17 protein-coding genes are annotated in these 18,429 nt (G+C 36.9%); 9 read left to right on the top strand and 8 right to left on the bottom strand.

Features of this window, described 5'->3' with window-relative positions:
* Positions 1–275 precede the first annotated feature (275 nt).
* Positions 276–788: a GyrI-like domain-containing protein gene (locus tag ACN1CD_RS11695; protein WP_419130575.1), complete on the bottom strand. Its 513-nt coding sequence runs from the start codon at positions 786–788 to the stop codon at positions 276–278.
* A 143-nt stretch (positions 789–931) separates the two neighbouring features.
* Here ACN1CD_RS11695 and rsgA point away from each other — a divergent pair, with 143 nt between their 5' ends.
* A complete protein-coding gene (gene rsgA / locus ACN1CD_RS11690; protein WP_419130574.1) occupies positions 932–1,852 on the top strand; it encodes a ribosome small subunit-dependent GTPase A in 921 nt (306 codons plus the stop codon).
* Between the two features lie 297 nt (positions 1,853–2,149).
* Positions 2,150–3,100, top strand: a complete 951-nt coding sequence (locus ACN1CD_RS11685; RefSeq protein WP_419130573.1) for a Smr/MutS family protein — start codon at positions 2,150–2,152, stop codon at positions 3,098–3,100.
* Positions 3,101–3,164: 64 nt separating this feature from the next.
* Here the strand turns inward: ACN1CD_RS11685 and ACN1CD_RS11680 are convergent, their stop codons facing one another.
* Positions 3,165–4,031: a carbohydrate kinase family protein gene (locus ACN1CD_RS11680; RefSeq protein ID WP_419130572.1), complete on the bottom strand. Its 867-nt coding sequence runs from the start codon at positions 4,029–4,031 to the stop codon at positions 3,165–3,167.
* 79 nt (positions 4,032–4,110) lie between these two features.
* On the opposite strand from ACN1CD_RS11680, the gene ACN1CD_RS11675 reads away from it, so the two are divergent.
* The gene (locus tag ACN1CD_RS11675; RefSeq protein WP_419130571.1) at positions 4,111–4,536 is read left to right on the top strand and encodes a YybH family protein; all 426 of its coding nucleotides are present in this window, start codon (positions 4,111–4,113) and stop codon (positions 4,534–4,536) included.
* Positions 4,537–4,882: 346 nt separating this feature from the next.
* Here ACN1CD_RS11675 and ACN1CD_RS11670 read toward each other — a convergent pair whose 3' ends face one another.
* From ACN1CD_RS11670 to hemW, 6 genes are all read right to left on the bottom strand, one after another.
* Positions 4,883–5,497 (bottom strand): sugar O-acetyltransferase, encoded by a 615-nt coding sequence (locus ACN1CD_RS11670; RefSeq protein ID WP_419130570.1) that lies wholly within the window; start codon positions 5,495–5,497, stop codon positions 4,883–4,885.
* Positions 5,498–5,664: 167 nt separating this feature from the next.
* The gene (locus tag ACN1CD_RS11665) at positions 5,665–6,543 is read right to left on the bottom strand and encodes a cupin-like domain-containing protein (protein ID WP_419130569.1); all 879 of its coding nucleotides are present in this window, start codon (positions 6,541–6,543) and stop codon (positions 5,665–5,667) included.
* Between the two features lie 129 nt (positions 6,544–6,672).
* Complete coding sequence (locus ACN1CD_RS11660; protein WP_419130568.1) at positions 6,673–7,458, bottom strand: DUF3050 domain-containing protein; 786 nt, start codon at positions 7,456–7,458, stop codon at positions 6,673–6,675.
* 287 nt (positions 7,459–7,745) lie between these two features.
* On the bottom strand, positions 7,746–8,297 hold the full coding sequence (locus tag ACN1CD_RS11655) for a fasciclin domain-containing protein (RefSeq protein WP_419130567.1): 552 nt from the start codon (positions 8,295–8,297) through the stop codon (positions 7,746–7,748).
* Positions 8,298–8,585: 288 nt separating this feature from the next.
* A complete protein-coding gene (locus ACN1CD_RS11650) occupies positions 8,586–9,368 on the bottom strand; it encodes an SDR family oxidoreductase (protein ID WP_419130566.1) in 783 nt (260 codons plus the stop codon).
* A 141-nt stretch (positions 9,369–9,509) separates the two neighbouring features.
* The gene (gene hemW, locus ACN1CD_RS11645) at positions 9,510–10,643 is read right to left on the bottom strand and encodes a radical SAM family heme chaperone HemW (RefSeq protein ID WP_419130565.1); all 1,134 of its coding nucleotides are present in this window, start codon (positions 10,641–10,643) and stop codon (positions 9,510–9,512) included.
* A gap of 236 nt (positions 10,644–10,879) precedes the next feature.
* On the opposite strand from hemW, the gene ACN1CD_RS11640 reads away from it, so the two are divergent.
* The 6 genes from ACN1CD_RS11640 to gldM all read left to right on the top strand — a co-directional run bounded on the left by ACN1CD_RS11640 (position 10,880) and on the right by gldM (position 18,426).
* Positions 10,880–12,358, top strand: a complete 1,479-nt coding sequence (locus tag ACN1CD_RS11640) for a serine hydrolase (RefSeq protein WP_419130564.1) — start codon at positions 10,880–10,882, stop codon at positions 12,356–12,358.
* A gap of 330 nt (positions 12,359–12,688) precedes the next feature.
* Positions 12,689–13,669, top strand: coding sequence for a DUF4271 domain-containing protein (locus tag ACN1CD_RS11635; RefSeq protein WP_419130563.1), 981 nt, complete (start codon positions 12,689–12,691; stop codon positions 13,667–13,669).
* 14 nt (positions 13,670–13,683) lie between these two features.
* On the top strand, positions 13,684–14,454 hold the full coding sequence (locus ACN1CD_RS11630) for a uroporphyrinogen-III synthase (protein WP_419130562.1): 771 nt from the start codon (positions 13,684–13,686) through the stop codon (positions 14,452–14,454).
* 225 nt (positions 14,455–14,679) lie between these two features.
* Positions 14,680–16,005 (top strand): SUMF1/EgtB/PvdO family nonheme iron enzyme, encoded by a 1,326-nt coding sequence (locus ACN1CD_RS11625; protein ID WP_419130561.1) that lies wholly within the window; start codon positions 14,680–14,682, stop codon positions 16,003–16,005.
* Positions 16,006–16,044: 39 nt separating this feature from the next.
* On the top strand, positions 16,045–16,854 hold the full coding sequence (gene gldL, locus ACN1CD_RS11620) for a gliding motility protein GldL (protein WP_419130560.1): 810 nt from the start codon (positions 16,045–16,047) through the stop codon (positions 16,852–16,854).
* Positions 16,855–16,893: 39 nt separating this feature from the next.
* Positions 16,894–18,426: a gliding motility protein GldM gene (gene gldM, locus ACN1CD_RS11615; protein ID WP_419130559.1), complete on the top strand. Its 1,533-nt coding sequence runs from the start codon at positions 16,894–16,896 to the stop codon at positions 18,424–18,426.
* Positions 18,427–18,429 lie beyond the last annotated feature (3 nt).

Below are 18,429 nucleotides of genomic sequence, written 5' to 3'. Positions count from 1 at the left end.
CGTAAAGTAGCAGATTATTTTTCTTAATTGCAAACAATTTTTAAATTTATTTGAAAATCTTTTAATAAAACGTTTAATTAGATGGAATAGCCGCATTTTTTGAACCGAAAACTAATCTGGAATATCAAGTAAGCCAAAACCAATTGGCAGTCATTGCAGGTTTATTATTGTACTGCATTCATAAGAAGCAAGTGTTTTTTAGTTAGCGATGCTTCGTTTTTCAGCATGACAACGGTAAGAAGGCTGAAGCTAATCTTAAACTTATCTCCTTAAAGCTACCTGATCCCAATATAAATCTCCACTTCCGAATCATTTCCGTTTTGAGATTTTTCACCATAAACTTCAAAATCAGCATGATAGGTTCGGTATAGCGCTATATCATTCGCCCATATTTCTTTCCAGGTTTCTACAACAGCATCTGGCATCTCGCCTTTGGCAAGGTATCTTAGCAGTTTTTTATTATTGATTTCTCTTCCTACCAAACCCTCCGGAATATAATCTAAAGAATTAACCCGATGACCGATAATGGTGGTGTATTTTCCTGTAAAATCACTTTCATAGTCTGTGTAAATGGCGTAAACATCATCACTTTCTTTATTCTCGATCTGACTGGAAATTTGTTCGTTGTAAAATCTTCCCCAGAGCTGGCCTAAATTTGTTGCCGCGTGATTATTTTGATTCGTGGTTTCTATCGATATGCCGATAATCTTGAAATTTTCCATGGAATAGATTTGCAGTGAAGATAACGTTTCTCCCTTATCCTCATAATATTGTTTCTTGAAATTCATATTCTTATCTAGATCAGGAACTTCTAATTTAACAATATAATCAATACCACCTCTTTCCCATGTTCTTTTCCATCGTCCATTTTACCTTTTCCATTACCCATCTTCCATTTTCCCATCCCTTATCCTTACCTTTGTAGCAATATATGCAAGGGTTAGTTATAAAATCTACTGGGAGCTGGTATAGCGTGATTGGCGATAGTGGCGAACGTTACGATTGCCGAATTGTTGGCAAGTTTAGGATGAAAGGGATTAAAACCACTAATCCGATCGCTGTTGGCGACCGTGTGAAGTTTGATCTTGAGCCGGGCAGCAAACAGGGAATTATTAACGAACTGCTGCCCCGGAAAAACTACATTATCCGCAAATCTATTAACTTAAGTAAGCAAGCTCAGATTCTGGCGGCGAACTTAGATATGGCTATTTTGATTGTCACGCTCGCATCGCCAAGAACCTCCTTAGGTTTTATAGATCGTTTTCTGGTTACTGCCGAAGCTTATGATGTGCCAACTGTGCTTGTGTTTAATAAGCTCGATTTGTTTAGTAAAGAAGGACTGGAAATTTTACAGGAATTTAAAGACATCTACGAAAACATCGGCTATGCTACTTATGAGGTTTCTGCTTTGAAAGGAATTAATATTCCAATTATTCAGGAGCTCATTACTAATAAAATTACCTTGATTTCTGGTCATTCAGGAGTAGGAAAATCAAGTTTAATTAATGCGCTTCTGCCAGACAGGGATTTGCGTACAGGTGAAGTTTCCGATTGGAGCGATAAGGGACAACATACTACCACATTCGCCGAAATGTTCGAATTGCCGCAAGGTGGCTTTATTGTAGACACACCAGGAATTAGAGAATTGGGAGTAATAGATATCGAAAAAGAGGAATTGGGTCATTTCTTCAGGGAGATTTTTAAAACTTCACATCAGTGCCGTTTCAATAACTGCAGGCACGTAAATGAGCCTGGTTGTGCTGTAATTGAAGCCGTGAATAATGATGAAATAGCCGTTTCAAGGTATGAAAGTTACCTGAGTATTTATCACGGCAACGATACCAGGCATTAGCCCCCCAGCCCCCTGAAGGGGGAGTTGAAAGGCTGGGTGTAGAACGCTGGGTACAAAGAAAAAAGAGTTGTTATAAACTATAGAAAGTCAAAAGCTTTAAGTTAATTGTTTTGCGCAAGCAATATGACTTTAAAGATTAGGTTTTTATAAATTTGTTATAAACTATAGAAAGTCAAAGCCCCTTCAGAAGGAGTTGAAAGGTTAGGTGGAAAAGCTGGTTGCAGAGAGAAAAAGAAATAAACGTTTTGTTTAAACTATAGAAAGTCAAAAGCCCCCTTCAGGGGGTTGGGGGTCATTATGAAATTCAAATTAGGAGATTTTGTTCGTTTTGTTGATGAAAAACGTGAGGGATATGTAACGAAAATTATCGATACACAAACATTGGGTGTTACCGATGAAGACGGTTTTGAAATACCAGTTGCCATTAGCAATTTAACCTCTGTACATGGACATGGTGTTGTTGCTGAAGAACAAGATGCACCCAAACCGGTTCATGTGAACGTGCCATCAATCAATAAAATTGAAAATGGAATTTATGTTGCCGTAGCCACGGATAACAAGGCTGGCAATGTGGTTCACTTTCATTTATTGAATCAATCATCAAATGTTCTTTTATTTAATTTAACAACTGAGAAAAAAGAAAAATACGCTAGTGTTTTTCATGGTGTGATAGAAAGTTATCAGTCGGGTTTGGTTTACTCTGCTTCTTTGGCAGATTTAGACCTCTGGCCTGAATTTACTTTTCAGATTATAATTGCTGGTAAAACGGATGTAAAGCCTGTAGACCCATTAGTGATTCGTAAAAAATTCAGAGCGAAAGATTTCTCTTCAGAACAAAAAGAATTGCCACAATCTAAAAAAGGCTGGTTAATTCATCTGGATGATTTAGTACCCATTACAATTGATGCCCAAAAGTTAAAGGAGAGTTTCTTTAAATCGCCGGCAGAAAAGAAAACGGTTGATGCGCCAGCAAAGGAGATTGATCTTCACATTGAAAAGCTACGGGACGACCACCACTTCCTCGAAGCTGATGAAATTCTGCAAATCCAGCTAAACTATTTTCAGAATGCACTCGACGCAGCGATTGTTCACCATTTTGAAAAAATGATTTTTATTCACGGTTCTGGAAACGGAACACTCAGAGATAAAATCCATAAGCTAATCAGCAAAAATCCGAATATCAAAACCTATATGGATGCCAGAAAAGAAAAGTTCGGCTATGGTGCAACGGAAGTGGTTTTCAAATAAATTGGTTCATTAGTTCAATAGCCATTTGTTCATTAGTTGCCTGAAAACTGCCAACTAAAAACTGTTAACTGAAAACCTCATCTCCATAATCAGGGTTTGCTCCATGTTGCGAGGCGACAAAAGCCCCAACTTTGCAGGCCCTGTCTAAAACTGTATTAATTGGGTAGCCGTTAAGATAGCTGGAAATAAAGGTTGCCAAGAATGAATCGCCAGCACCAACCGTGTCTGCAACTTCAACCTGGTAGCCTTTATGATGATATAAATGACCATTTTGAAGTACGTATGCACCTTTTTCACCAACGGTTAAGCAAATAATTTCTATATTGAAGTTGAGGCTGAGTTGCTTTAACAATTGTTCATCTGTGTTGCCCGTTAAAGCCAGTTCATCCTTCAGGTAAACCAATTCGTGTTCATTTACCTTTAAAATATCAGCCTCACCTAATAAGGTTTTTAAGGTTTCTATGGTGTAAAACGGCGGACGAAGATTAATATCAAATATTTTGAGTTTAGCCAGTTTCAGTAAAGCCAGAATGGTGTTTTTGCTTTCTTCGTTTCTGCAGGTTAAACTGCAATAAACAAAAGCATCTGCCTGTTTAACTGCCGCAAGCGCAGCATCACTAATGGTTATCGCATCCCAGGCTACTGGTTCTACAATAGTGTAAGTTGCCTGATGCGATTCATCCAGTTTTACTTCAACCGTACTGGTTGGCAGGTTGTTGATCTGAATCAAATCAGAAGTAAAGTTCTGATCCTTTAAAAAATTAACCAATTCTTGTCCTGATTCATCATCGCCAACGGCGCTGATAAATTTACTGTTGATCCCTTGTTTATGAAGATTCAAAGCAACATTCATGCTTGAACCTCCAGCTTTTTTTCCTTCCGGGAAAACATCCCACAAAATTTCGCCTATTGAAGTTACTGTTTTTTCCATTTCAGATGTAAAGAAACAATTTTTATACACGGAACAAAATACTTTGTTTTATATCTTTACAACAAGACGATAAAAAACAATGAAGATAAAATTATTAGTGATGCTGCTAATGTGCTCGTTAGGCGCATTAGCACAGTCTGTAAAAGATAAGCAGTCTATTCTTAATGTGTTAGAAACACAACGGCTTGCCTGGAATAAAGGCGACCTGGAAACTTTTATGCAGGGTTACGTAAAAAGCGATAGTTTACTTTTTGTTGGCAGCAGCGGACCAACTTATGGCTGGCAGAAAACATTAGATAATTATAAAAAAACTTACCAGGGAGCAGCTGGAATGGGTCAGCTCACTTTCGGAATTAAGAAAGTAGATTTTTTAAACAAAGATGTGGCTTTCGTTTTAGGAAGCTGGCATTTAAAAAGGGAAAAAGATGAACCACAAGGGTACTTCACTTTACTATTCAAAAAGCTTGACGGCGAATGGAAAATCTTTGTTGATCATTCGAGCTAAAAATTGAAAATGGTGTTTGTTGTATAGCCCAATGAAGAAAATCTTTGCACGAACTTTATAGGATAAATATTTATCGTCTGTTATAAGCTGTCTAAAAAATTATAATTTATCAACTTACAAAATTTCAAAAGCCTATGCACTGAAGAATTTCGCAAGTTTGATGATAGTACCATAAAACTTACGAAGTATTTTCCCCAACAAAGGCCACCAAAACTTCGCAAGTTGATCTTCATTTATGAAATTTAGACAGTCTCTTAGCTTTAAAAAATATTGATGATTTTAATTTCTTAATGGTTTAATATTTAGACGACCAATCTATAGAAGAAAATCTATATTTCGGCTAGAACTACTCTCCAAGTTTAAAGTCTTTATAGTAATAATCTTTATCCTGATCAGTAAGTTGGCGGATTACCTTACAAGGATTTCCGGCGGCAAAAACATTATCCGGGATATCTCTGGTTACAATACTTCCTGATCCGATCACCACGTTAGATCCAATTTTTACACCGGGATTAATTACTACATTTCCGCCAATCCAAACGCTGTTTCCGATGGTAATTTCTTGTGCCCATTCAAATTCCTGATCGCGCAAGTGCGCATGGATTGGATGGCCAGCCGTATATATAGACACATTTGGAGCGATAAATACACTGTTTCCGATGGATACCTTGGCGCAATCCAGAATCACTAAATTAAAATTTGCGTAGAAATTATCTCCAATTTCTATGTTATAGCCATAATCGCAACGAAATGGTGGTTCAACATAGAACATTTTTTCTGTTTTGCCGAAAAGCTTTTTAAGTAGTTCCTTACGCTGCTTAATAAATTTTGGTGCCAGATTGTTAAATTCAAAAGTAATTTCGCGGGCTTTCAATCTTTCCTTTGATAAGGTAGCATCTCCAGCCTGGTAAGCTTTACCCGCAAGCATTTTTTGTTTTTCTGTTAGTATTATTTCTTCCATTACTGATTTTTTGCGTGATCATTTTAAAGGTAGTAATTGTATCCAAATGATCAATAGCATTGAGATCGAAAATGATTGATAGCAGCAGTTTGTAGCCTTTATATCTAAAACAAAAAGCGGGACTTCAGTTAAGAAACCCCGCTTTAAGATTGTATATTTATAGTATTTTAAGGTCTGCCTTTAGCTAAAGCGCGTTCTGCAATTTTAACCGCTTTTTTCTCTCTCCAATGTGCATATTTCTCTTTGAAAGTCATTTTTATTAAACTATCAATTGCACCGTGGGTAAATAAACTCCAAACACTGGCTACTTTTCTGGTGATGGATTGATCCCATGCACGTAAGCTTAATGAGAATGAACCATCAAGATATTTCATCCAGTGCCACATGCCTGTTGGCATAAATAAGGTATCGCCGTGCTCTAAGAAAACTTCGTAACCTTCAATACCTTTTAAGGCAGGGAATTTTTCGAAATCAGGATTGTCTACCTGATAATCTTCTAAGGCATAAGTTGCATTCGGAAGGCAATATAAACGATCTTTCCATTTATTATCAAAAAGCACAATGTGTTTTCTGCCGCCAAAATGGGTATGAAAGATGTGAGGTAAATCGATATCGTAATGTAGAAAAGTTACCGAATTCGAACCCCCAAAAAACATAGCAGGCATACTTTCTATGAACCCGCCCATTAAATCTTTAGGGATTTTTATATCATTAATCAAACTTGGAACCTTCTTAAATAAATTAAAGAAAAAGATTCTCAATTCTGTTGGCTCACGCTTAATTAAATCAAGATAATCGCCAAATTTCATGTGAGCAGTTGCCGCATTAATTGGTTTAGACGGATCAGCTTTGGAATTATCATACAATGGAACTTCCAATTCGCCACCAATCTCTTTTAAGTATTCTGTAGTCCATTTTTCTCTTGCTGGCCAGTCTTTGGTAAGGCCCTTAATAACAAGCGGACGTTTCGTTTTCAAATAATTTTTTTTGAAATCCTCTGGAGTAATACTCTCAACGATATCAACGGGTTTTAGAATGAAACTCATGCGTTTAAAATCGGTTATTTGTGCCGAACAACAAAAATGTAAATTTTATTTTACAAAAAGGATATTGTGCATTAAATGTGACTAAATTCACGTAATCTAAACTTAACAGCTCCTTAACGATTTATTGATTTAAGCCGGGACTTTGCTTTTAATAATTTCAGCGTATGCTGCATCCCACAAATCGATTCGTTTTTGTAATGCTCTTTTAGTTGTTTCTTCGGCTTCGCTCCAAAAAAGTTCATCTTTTTCACATAACTTTTCCGTCATGGATAAGGCCAGGTGACTGTGGTGATCGCCATCCACTTCGATATGACGTTCCAGGTAATATTTAAAAATTGAAACCTGCTCGGGGTTTGCGCTATTTAAATCATTAACCATACTAAAGAACATATTTGGAATCAAATCTTCACGACCGAATGTAAAACTGGCTGCCTGAAGATGAGTTTTGCCACTGTTGATCGTTTCAAATGTTGCGTTCACAAAATCTCTGGCAGCCTGAGGAACCTCAGCCAACTCAAAAGCCATATCGAAATCTCTGCCTTTCTTTAACGAGGCTAAGAAATGATTTATAGGTTTTACATTAGCGCCGCATTGTTCCATAGCATCCAGATACAACTCAAAATGGCTTTTAATAGCCCCATCAGCATCAACATCGCTCTCTTCGCCAGCAACAATCTCATTGATCAGCTGTCGGGTAACCGCATCACCAACCGGGAACCAGGGGAGGGTAGTACATGTTAAATTAATTTGAAGAGATTTAAGTAGCGACATGAAATCCCAGACCGCATAGATATGGTATTCCATAAAAATCTGCAGATCTTCCAGCTCACTGATGGCTGTATATACTTTATGATTGATTATTTGTTGCCTGAGCGGGGCAATATTTTCCTGGATTTTTAGAATATTGGGGTGCATGTGTTTATTATAGAATGATATACTGCTGAGTAAGTGGACGGGTGAGTAATGGGCCAGATTTAAAGAATAAGCTTCTTATTTTCATTTAATAATAATGATTAACCAAAATTAAGCAGTAAATTGAGAGTAAGGTGCAAAAATCAAAAACCTGAAAAACAGGTGACAATCGAATATAATACTTATTCGATAAATAGTTAAAAAAATAAACGCCCCTACTTGGAAGCAAGGACGTTATATTAACAATCAATTGGGAAGCGATATGTCTAAAAAAAAATGGTATCGATGTCTTAATTAGGCATTAAAACGCTGTCAATAACATGGATAACGCCATTTTTCTGGTTAACATTAGCAATTGTTACTGTGCTTGTTCCACCTTTTTCATCTTTCAAAATTAGTTTTTTTCCTTCCATCGAAGCCCAAAGTTTACCACCTTCTACTGTGGTCAATTCTGCTTTACCACCACCAGCTTTGATCGCTGCAGCAATTGCTTTGCTATCTAATTTACCTGCAACAACATGATAAGTTAAAATTTTTGTTAATGTAGCCTTGTTTTCTGGTTTCACTAAATTATCTACTGTACCTGCAGGAAGTTTATCAAATGCTTCATTTGTTGGTGCAAAAACAGTAAATGGACCAGCGCTTTTTAAAGTTTCTACCAATCCAGCTGCTTTAACTGCGGCAACCAATGTGGTGTGATCTTTAGAGTTTACAGCGTTATCAACAATATCTTTTGTTGAATACATTTCAGCGCCACCAACCATTGGGTTTTTCTGAGCATAAACTTGAGTGGTAATGGCCATTGTGAATACGGCAAATGCCGATAAGATTAATTTTTTCATTTTTTCTAATTTTTAGGTATTTGTTATTTGCTTTCATTTACGATGCCTTACCGATGCTTGGTTTTTTAGAAATCCAAAATAGATTTAAATATCTGATAATTAGTATTTTAAAATGCAACTGATACTTGTGATGAAACGGTTTTTTCTTCTATCAAATAGTTTTACCAATTGTTTTTGATAGGGGATCCCATTAGGATAAATGCGAAATCCCATACATTTTAAAAATGCATAGGGTTCATATAAGCTAATTTGAATCTAATCATTCAAATCATAAATTAGAAAGGATGACTATGTTACTTTCGCTGCCCTGATTTTTTTAGAGAAGTAGTTTGGAAAAAAGCGTTTCAGAAAAATTGCTTTTGTTTCTTTTCCGCCGATGTAAACTTCCTCTTTCTTCAGTTTTACTGCTGCAACAATCTGTTTTGCACACGCTTCTGCACTCATTCCGTTTGCTTGTGCATCATCCATAGTTCCCTGATTATTTCCATTTGCGGTTAAAGCATTTACAGAAACATTGGTTTTAATAAAGCCAGGGCAAACAATGGTTATGTCGATATTTTGATCATACACTTCTGATCTCAGGGAATCGAAATAACCATGTAATGCATGTTTAGATGCGGCATAGGTAGAGCGCAATTTGGTGCCAAATTTACCTACCAAACTGCTGATGACCACTATTTGTCCACCACCGTTTTTAATCATTACCGGTAGAATTGCTTTGCTTAAAATAACAGTTCCCCAGAAATTGGTATTCATAATTTGTTGTTCGGTGCTTAAATCTGTAGCGAGTGCTAATCCACGTTGACTCACTCCGCCAGCATTAATTAATAAATCTATGCTTCCAAAAATCCGAATGGCATCTGCTGCTTTTTGCGCTAAGATTTCCGTTTCACATAAATCGAAAGGCAAAACATGCACATTAAAAGAATTTTGGCAGTTGCCTTTTACCCTGAAAAGTTCATCCCGGTTGCGTGCTGAAATAATCAGTTTATCTCCGGCTTTAAAATGTTCGTAAACCAAAGCTTCACCGATGCCGGATGATGCGCCTGTAATCCATATAATTTTCGACATATATTATTAATTAATTAATTTTTGAATGATCGGATTTTGAATAAATGAATGTTATTTTAACTCGTAAAATCAGTCATTCTCTAATTCACTCATTCTTTCATTCAATCCTTCTCTAATTTAATCCTTCTCTAATTCAATCCTTCATTCATTTCCCACTATAAACAATTCTGAAGCGATATGATCGGCAAAAAGTTTACCGCTTTCGCTTAATTTAATTTGATCATTCTGGATAATCAACCAATCTTTGTCTTCAAAAGCCTTTAAATTATGATTGGTTTCTTCTAGAAAATCAGCACCAAAATCAGATTTGATCTTTTTTAAATCTGTGCCCCACATGGTTCTTAAGGAGGTCATTACATATTCATTAAATCGATCGTTCAATGATAATTCCTCCACTATTTCCGGAAGTTTGTTATGAGCCAATACCTCCATATATTGCGCATTGTTCGCAGGGTTCATGTATCGGTTTTGTCCATCGAAGCCATGTGCCGATGGTCCAATTCCTAAATAATCTACGCCACGCCAGTAGTTGGTATTGTGAACTGCATAACAGCCGGGTTTGGCCAGGTTAGATATTTCATAATGTTCAAAGCCAGCAGCAATAAATTGTTCCATCAGGATTACAAATTGCGCAGCGCTCTGACTATCACTCACCGGCGCTTGTTTCTTATTTCTGATCGCATGTGCCAATGCCGTTTTTGGCTCAACAGTGAGGGCGTATGCAGAAACATGCGGTACTTCCAACTCAATTGCTTTCTGAATGTTGCTCAGCCATTTCGAATCGCTCAATAGCGGAAAACCATAAATTAAATCAAGACTTAGATTTTCAAAACCAGCATCCTGACTCCTTTTGATGGAATTTTCTGCTTCATCTGCATGGTGGGCCCTGTTCATCCAAAGCAAGTCTTCATCAAAAAAAGATTGAATCCCAACACTAAATCTATTTACGGGTAATTGTTTCAGTTCTTTCAACTTTGAAACCGTTAGATCATCTGGATTGGTTTCAATGGTAATCTCTGCATTTGAATCTACTGAAAAGGTATGATTAATGGTGTCGAAAATCTTTTGTAGTGCCGTCTGAGATAGGATAGAAGGTGTTCCTCCACCTAAATAAATACTTCCGACTTGGCCCGAAATCCTGTCCTGCTTGATTTTAATTTCCTTGCAAATCGCATCTACCATCTCATTTTCATATTTCAGGGAGGTGCTGAAATGGAAATCACAATAATGACATGCTTTTTTACAAAATGGAATGTGGATATAGATACCAGACATTTGACAAAGATAATGAAGTTCGTATTTCTTTTTTTGTCATAATATACTACCAAATATCGGTACACTGGATTGAACTTACTTATCGCTTAAAGGAGATAAAAACGTATGTTTTGTAATAAATTTAGATTTATAAACTCAAACGGATATGCATCATTCTGAATTATTTATGGAGGTTAGCCATCCTGTAAACTAAATGCATTTTATTAACATGGATAAATCAAGAATCTAAAATACATATGAATTATAACCTCTTTAAATTACAAAAAATCATTCTTTTAAGCTTGTTATTAGTAGTAATACCTTTTGTTAAAGTTACTGGACAGTCCAAAACAGATAGTATTACGTCTTTTTTACAGGATGAAATGATAAAGAGAAATATCCCTGGTTTACAGGTTGCCATTATCAGGAATGGGAAGTTAGAATTGGTTAGGTCTTTTGGGTCGGCAAATATAGAAAACCGAGTGAAAGTTAATGACAGTACAATGTTCTCGATCAATTCGGCTACAAAGGCATTTACCGGGGTTGCCATTATGCAATTGGTTGAAGAAGGAAAGATTGATCTCCAGGGCACTATCTCAGCGTATCTTGACAGCTTGCCAAACCACTGGAGGGCGATAAAAATCTACCAGCTACTAACCCATACCTCTGGCTTACCGGATTTAGTTGATGTTAGAAAAGGTGGATTCGTTGAGGGTTTAAAGTACCCTGAAGCATTGAAAGCGATTCGGGAATATCCAATGGAATTTACTGCAGGAACACAAATGCGATATAATCAAACGAATTACGTATTGCTTGGTCAGATCATTGAAAAATTGAGTGGAAAATCTTTTGAAAAATTTATTCAAGAACGGCAATTTGATCCGGCCGGGATGAAAAGAACGGGTTTCGGCGATTCACGCGATATCATTATGGATAAGGCACCTACTTATAGGCTTTCTAAAGTCACTGAAAGAAATTTTGTAAAAGGGAAAACATTAGAACGTACCTGGGAAGAATTTACCGAATTACGTTCTACCGCTGGAATAAATAGTTCTGCAAGCGAACTTGCCAATTGGATTTTATCTTTACAAAATGGTATACTGCTAAAACCACAATCATTAAAAACAATGTGGGAAGCTGGAAAACTTAGTAATGGCAATTATTCAGGCTGGGCATTGGGTTGGGTTGCCCGTAGAAATACAGCACCCCGCGCTGTGGCTGGTATAGGTGGGGCTCGTTCCTGGTTTTATGTGTATCCAGATCATAATCTGGCGATAATTATATTAACCAATTTATCAACCAATCAACCTGAAGATCTGGCACCTGAAGTTGCAGGTTTTTATTACCCGGAATTAAAGTCTGTAAATGGAGGCAGTTTACCAGAAACAGTTTTACCATTGAGAGCATTGCTCGAAAAAGAAGGGTACAATAAAGCGATACAACTGAGCGAAAAAATAAAAAAGCGTGATGGTAAATTTTTCCTTTCAGAAAGAGATTTAACTAACTGGGCCTATTATTTGCTGCTCATACAGCATAAGCCCAAGGAGGCTGTTGAGCTTTTCAAGCTATATGTACATCTCTATCCATCAGATGCCAATGCTTATGAAGGCTTAGGAGAAGCTTATCATTCAACCGGCGATTTAAAAAATGCAATTGCAGCTTACAAAAAAACTTCAGAACTGGATCCGAAAAATATAAATGCAAGTAAAAAACTCAAAATGCTATTAAATAATTAGTATGGGCACCGAGGTAAGATAAATCATGAATGAAGATCAACTTGCGAAGTTTTGGTGGCCATTGTTGTGGGAAATACTTCGAAAGTTTTATGGTACTTTCATCAAAACTTGCGAAATTCTTCAGCGCACAGGCTTTTGAAATTTCGTAAGTTGATAAATTATAAAATTTTGACAGCTTCCTACAGATTTTACTCCTTGTAATTCAATTTCAGATGGCTTATCTATTGCCAAACAGATACCATGATGTGGCATATTTCAAAACCATTTATTTTCTCTAGGTAAACCATGATTATTCAGCTACTTTTGCGTCTTTAAGTTTTGATTTACAGCATGCCGAGATTTATTTTTACTTTATTCGCTTTCATATGGGTGGCCAATTGTGTTTTTGCACAAGAAATCCCGGCTGCTCCTGATAGTGCAATTGTGGTAAATCAATACAAATTCAAACGCTATCGGCTTGATTCTGCTTCATTGGCAAGGCAAAAGGTGGTTACCGATTCTATCATTAGTCATACCTGGGTATTACCAGATAGCGCAATTAACAAAAATGCCTTAATGGACAGTGTGGAGAAAGAGTTTCTTTTCCCCAAACTGGATTTATTGGGTTGGCAAAAGGAATATTCACAATTCAAGAAGAAAGCTAATCCCTACCAGTTGGGAAAACAAATTCCAAAAGGAAACGTGGGTTTATTAGGATTCATTTTTGCAATGCTGGTGATCTTTGCTATCCTGAAAAATGCTTTTTCAAAACAGCTCTCGGCTATCGTTGAATCTTTCTTTAGTAACCGGATTTTGAATAATATCAATAAGGAAGATAACCTATTCAGTTCCTGGCCTTTTTTACTGTTGTTTATCCAGTTCGGATTTATTTTAGGAATGTTCTTTTTCTTGGTAGCACAATACTATGATATGTATCAGGCCAAGCATGGATTTAAGTTTTTCTTTACCATTTCCATTACAATCATTGTGTTTTACGCACTTAAATTAGTTATATTAAGATTCATTGGCTATCTGTTTAACGTCCAGAAACCAGTAGGCGAATACATCTCCATTTTGTATCTCAGCTACTTTAATGCCTCTTTACTTTTTATTCCATTGGTTGTAGCCTTTGCATTATCTCCCTTAAAATATGGTGTAATTTATATTGCATTGGCTTACTTGCTTTTAGGCGTGATATTTGCATTTCAGCTACTCAGGGCTGGCATTACGATACTTTCTAATAATAAGTTTTCTAAAATGCATTTAATTTTGTACTTTTGCGCCCTCGAAATATGTCCTATTTTAATACTAATTAAAACGATAGGATTGTAGCAGGAAAAAGGAAAATGCAAGAAAAGAACGACTCTAGAATTCGCAAAATAAAAAGTATTTTGGTTACTTTACCAAAACCTGAAACCGAAAAATCTCCTTACTACGATTTGGCGAAAAAGCATAATTTAAAGGTAGATTTCCGATCCTTTATCCATGTTGAAGGTGTGCCAGCAAGAGATTTCAGAAAGGATAAGATTAACTTGGCTGATTTTACAGCGGTGATCTTTACCAGTCGTAATGCTGCTGATCATTTCTTTAGAATTTGTGAAGAAATGCGTTATGATGTGCCAGTAGATCTAAAATATTTCTGTCTGTCTGAAACTATTGCATTATATCTTCAAAAATACATTCAATATAGAAAAAGAAAAATATTCTTTGGAAAGCAAACAGCTGCAGACCTTGCGGAGGTATTAAAAAAGCATGCCAACGAAAAGTTTTTATACCCGTGTTCTGATATGGCTACAGAGGATACCATGAAGTTTTTAGAAAAAAGTGGTTATGATTTTACCCCTGCAGTATTGTTCAAAACCGTTGTGAGTGATTTATCAGACCTTGCAGAAGTTTTTTATGATGTAATCGCGTTTTTTAGTCCATCGAGTATCCAGTCTTTATTTAAAAACTTCCCAAATTTCCAACAAAATAATACGCGTATTGCTGCCTTTGGTACAAATACGAGTAAAGCCTGTGTAGACATGAATCTAATCGTTGATATTGCAGCACCTACTCCGGGTGTTCCTTCGATGACTATGGCTATCGAAAACTATATTAAAGTATCCAATAAATAAGACCCTTCATATTTCTTATAAGTCAATTCATTAAGAGCGTAACGTTATTGTATTCAATAGGTTACGCTTTTTTATTGTCTGGTAAATCGGGATATAATTTTTTACTAAAACGTATTACACGCCTAAGAGTAAACTATTTAATTCGAAATATTTGCATTTGTTGATAATTGTATTGATTTTTGATAGGATTGGTCCTAATTGTGCTGTGCACACACTATAAATAATATGAAGAAAATCTACCTTCTAGCCATTATGGGTATAAGTGTATTGCTGTCAAGTTGTGGTCATGGAGGCCAAGGCGAGTTAGTGGGTGCTTACAACCGTAAATTTAAGAATAACCGTATTCCTTTGGGAATGGTTTATATTCCACCTGGCCACACCCCTCTTGGAGGATCTGATGAGGATATTACATTTTCTCAAAATGGCCCCAGCAGAATGACAACTATAAGTGCATTCTTTATGGATCAAACCGAGATTTCTAATGCAGAATATCGCCAGTTTACTAACTGGGTAAGGGATTCTATTGCCATTTCAATGATGGGAAATCCTCAGAAATTCATGATGAATCCAAAAGGCAGGGGCGCTGAAGCACTTGGCGGTGAAAAATACATCAATTGGAAAGCTGTTGGAACCAACGGCTCAAATATCTGGCGCAATAAAGGTAAAGGTGGTGCGGGCGCTCAGGCTGCTCAGCTGGATGGTATGTACTATTCTGGTTTAGATGCTTTACCAGGTAGAAAAGAATTTGATGTTCGTAAATTCGAATATAACTATGCTGAGTTGAATATGGATAAGGCTGCTTTAGGGCATAAAAATCCAAATAGCAAACGTCAAGATTATATTGATCGCTATAACATTGCCATTTATCCTGATACAATGGTTTGGAAAACAGATTATTCTTATTCTCAAAACGATCCTATGGTTCGTGGCTATTATAATCACCCTTCATATGACGATTATCCTGTAGTTGGTGTGAGTTGGGAGCAAGCTAAAGCGTTTTCACATTGGAGAACCAGATTGTATGACGGTGTAGCGCAAGCAAGGAAAATGCCAGCCGGGTCAAGATCTGATTACAGATTACCCGCGGAAACAGAGTTTGAATATGCTGCCAGAGGTGGAAATACCAAAACAAAATACCCTTGGGGTGGACCATACATCAGAAATACAAAAGGATGTTTACAGGCTAACTTCAAACCTGGACGTGGAGATTACTCAAGCGATGGCGGTATTTATACTGTTGGCGTAAGATCTTATTTCCCTAATGACTATGGTCTTTATAATATGTCTGGAAACGTGTCTGAATGGACACTAACTGCTTATAATAAAAGCGCATCTCCATTACTACATGATTTAAATCCCAACTTTACCTATGTTGCGGGTCCGAATGATAGCAAATACTTAAAAAGAAAAGTTGTAAAAGGTGGTTCCTGGAAGGATACAGGCTATTTTCTGCAGAATGCTGTAGCTACCTACGAGTATCAGGATACACAAAGATCATATATAGGTTTCAGATGTGTATCATCTTATCCCGGTACTGATTTAAGAAACTAAACCAAACAAAACTAAAACTAAAGAAAAACATCAAATTTTATGGCGGCAAAAAAACAACCAGGCTGGTTACATGTAGCGATTTCATGGGGAGCAAGTATTGTAATCGTTGGAGCATTATTTAAAATTCTGCATATAGGCGGAATTTATGGCAGTTACATGATTGGAATAGGACTAGGGATAGAAGCAATTTTATTCTTTTTAACAGGATTTTTTCCACCAGAACCAGAGCCTGCATGGGAGCGTGTATATCCAGAGTTAAGATCAGATTACAAAGGTGAATTACCAGTTGCTTCAGCAAGACCTGTAGCTACAGTATCTGCACCAGCAAATACTGCTGCATTAGATAAAATGTTAAATGATGCCAAAATTGGTCCAGAACTTATTGAGAGTTTAGGAACAGGCTTACGTACTTTTGGTGATAAGGTTGCTGCCATATCAAATGTCGCAGATGCATCTACCGCTACTAATGAATTTACAAGTAAAGTAAAAACAGCTTCTGCTGGTTTTGATAATTTAAGTGCTTCTTTCGAAAAAGCTACCGCTAACCTAAAAGCAATGGGAGAAAGTAATGTAGATTCTCAGGCTTACCATGAGCAGGTAAATAACTTGTCTAAAAATTTATCTGCTTTAAATGCCGTTTACGAATTGGAATTACAGGATTCTAGCGCTCATTTAAAATCGATGAATAAATTTTACTCAAACCTTTCACTTACGATGGAAAACTTTAACGAGTCTATGGAAGATTCGAAACAGTTTAAAGAAGAAGTGAACAAGCTGGCTAAAAACTTGTCATCATTAAATGCAATTTACGGCAATATGCTTTCGGCCATGAATGGCCCACGTCTATAGTTTGTTTAGTTTTTAACTTAAAGAAAAAGCTACATAAATATGGCAGGCGGAAAAGAAACAACCAGGCAGCGGATGATCAATATCATGTATTTGGTATTGTTGGCTATGCTGGCCTTAAACGTATCAGATACTGTTTTAGATGCATTCAAAAATATCAATGATAGTTTGGATACTTCAAAGAACAATGTAAACTCCAGTATCAATCAACTTTTCTCAGCCTTCGAAAATTCGAAACTGAAAGAAGAACCAGTTCGTGCACGGCCTATTTACGAAAAGGCGCAACAGGCTAAGGCTGCTGCTGATGAGTTAAATAATTATATTGAAGGCATTAAGAAACAATTTACAGTGGCTGGGGATGGTATAAATCCTGAAACCGGCGACCTTGTTAATCGCGATAACCTTGACATTGCTCAGGATATTATGATCAACAAAGGCGAAGCTGATAAATTAAAAGCAAAAATTAATGCCACCCGTGAGAAATTAATTTCTTTACTTGATCCGGCAGACAGGACTAATGTTGCTTTTTCATTGGAGGCTAAAGATCCTGAGCGGAAAAGAAAAGGCAACTGGCAGGCAACTTATTTTGGTGAAGGTACCCCACTAACTGCTGCAATGACTGTTTTAACGAAGCTTCAGGCAGATACGAAAAACGCCGAAGCAGAAGTGGTGAAGAAATTGTTTGGAAACATGGATAAGGCTCAGGTTAATCTTGATCAGTTTGCTGCTGTAGCAGTTGCGCCAACATCTTATGTGATTCAAGGTCAGCCTTACACGGCAGAAGTATTTTTAACGGCAAGTGATTCCAGGTCAACTCCTGATATTACGGTAAATGGAAATAAGCTATCTATTAAAGAAGGAAAAGGAACTTATACTGGCGGAACAGGTAGTGTTGGTGAATTTACCTGGGTAGGTACTGTTCGGGTTCGTCAAACTGATGGACAAGTGAAAGAGTACAAAACTCAACCACAGAAATATCAGGTGGCCAAACCTTCAGCAACAGTATCCTCTACTAAAATGAATGTGATTTATGCTGGTATTTCGAATCCATTTACAGTTTCAGCAGCAGGGTTTCCATTAGAAAGTATTAGAGCTTCTATTTCAGCTGGATCAATGTCTGGCTCAAATGGAAATTACAATGTAAACCTTGCCGGTAGCCAGGTTGGGCAGGAAGTTTCCATTAATGTGACTGCATCTAATGCTGGTAAAACGGTTAGTCTTGGTTCTCAGAAATTCAGAGTGAAAGCTATTCCAAAACCAATTGCTAAAGTTGGAGGCAGATCTGGCGGAGACGTAGCATCAGTACAATTAAAAAGTGAAAGTGAAATTGAGGCAGACCTTGATGATTTTCCTTTTGATGTGAAATTCAAAATTCAACGTTATAAGTTAACGATTATTAAACCACGTTCTGATGCAATTACCATATCAGGTAGTGGCGGAAGTTTTGCCGGTCCGGTTAGAGCAGCAATAAACTCCATTACGCCAGGAACGAGAGTATTTTTTGAAGATATTGTTTCTGTTGGTCCAGATGGGCGCCAGAATGTGTTACCTTCATTAGCATTTACTGTTAAATAAGAA

This window comes from Pedobacter sp. N23S346 (assembly GCF_048515415.1).
Taxonomy (GTDB): Bacteria; Bacteroidota; Bacteroidia; order Sphingobacteriales; family Sphingobacteriaceae; genus Pedobacter.
Note: the sequence above shows the minus strand (reverse complement) of the source record. Positions and strands in the feature narration are given on the sequence as shown.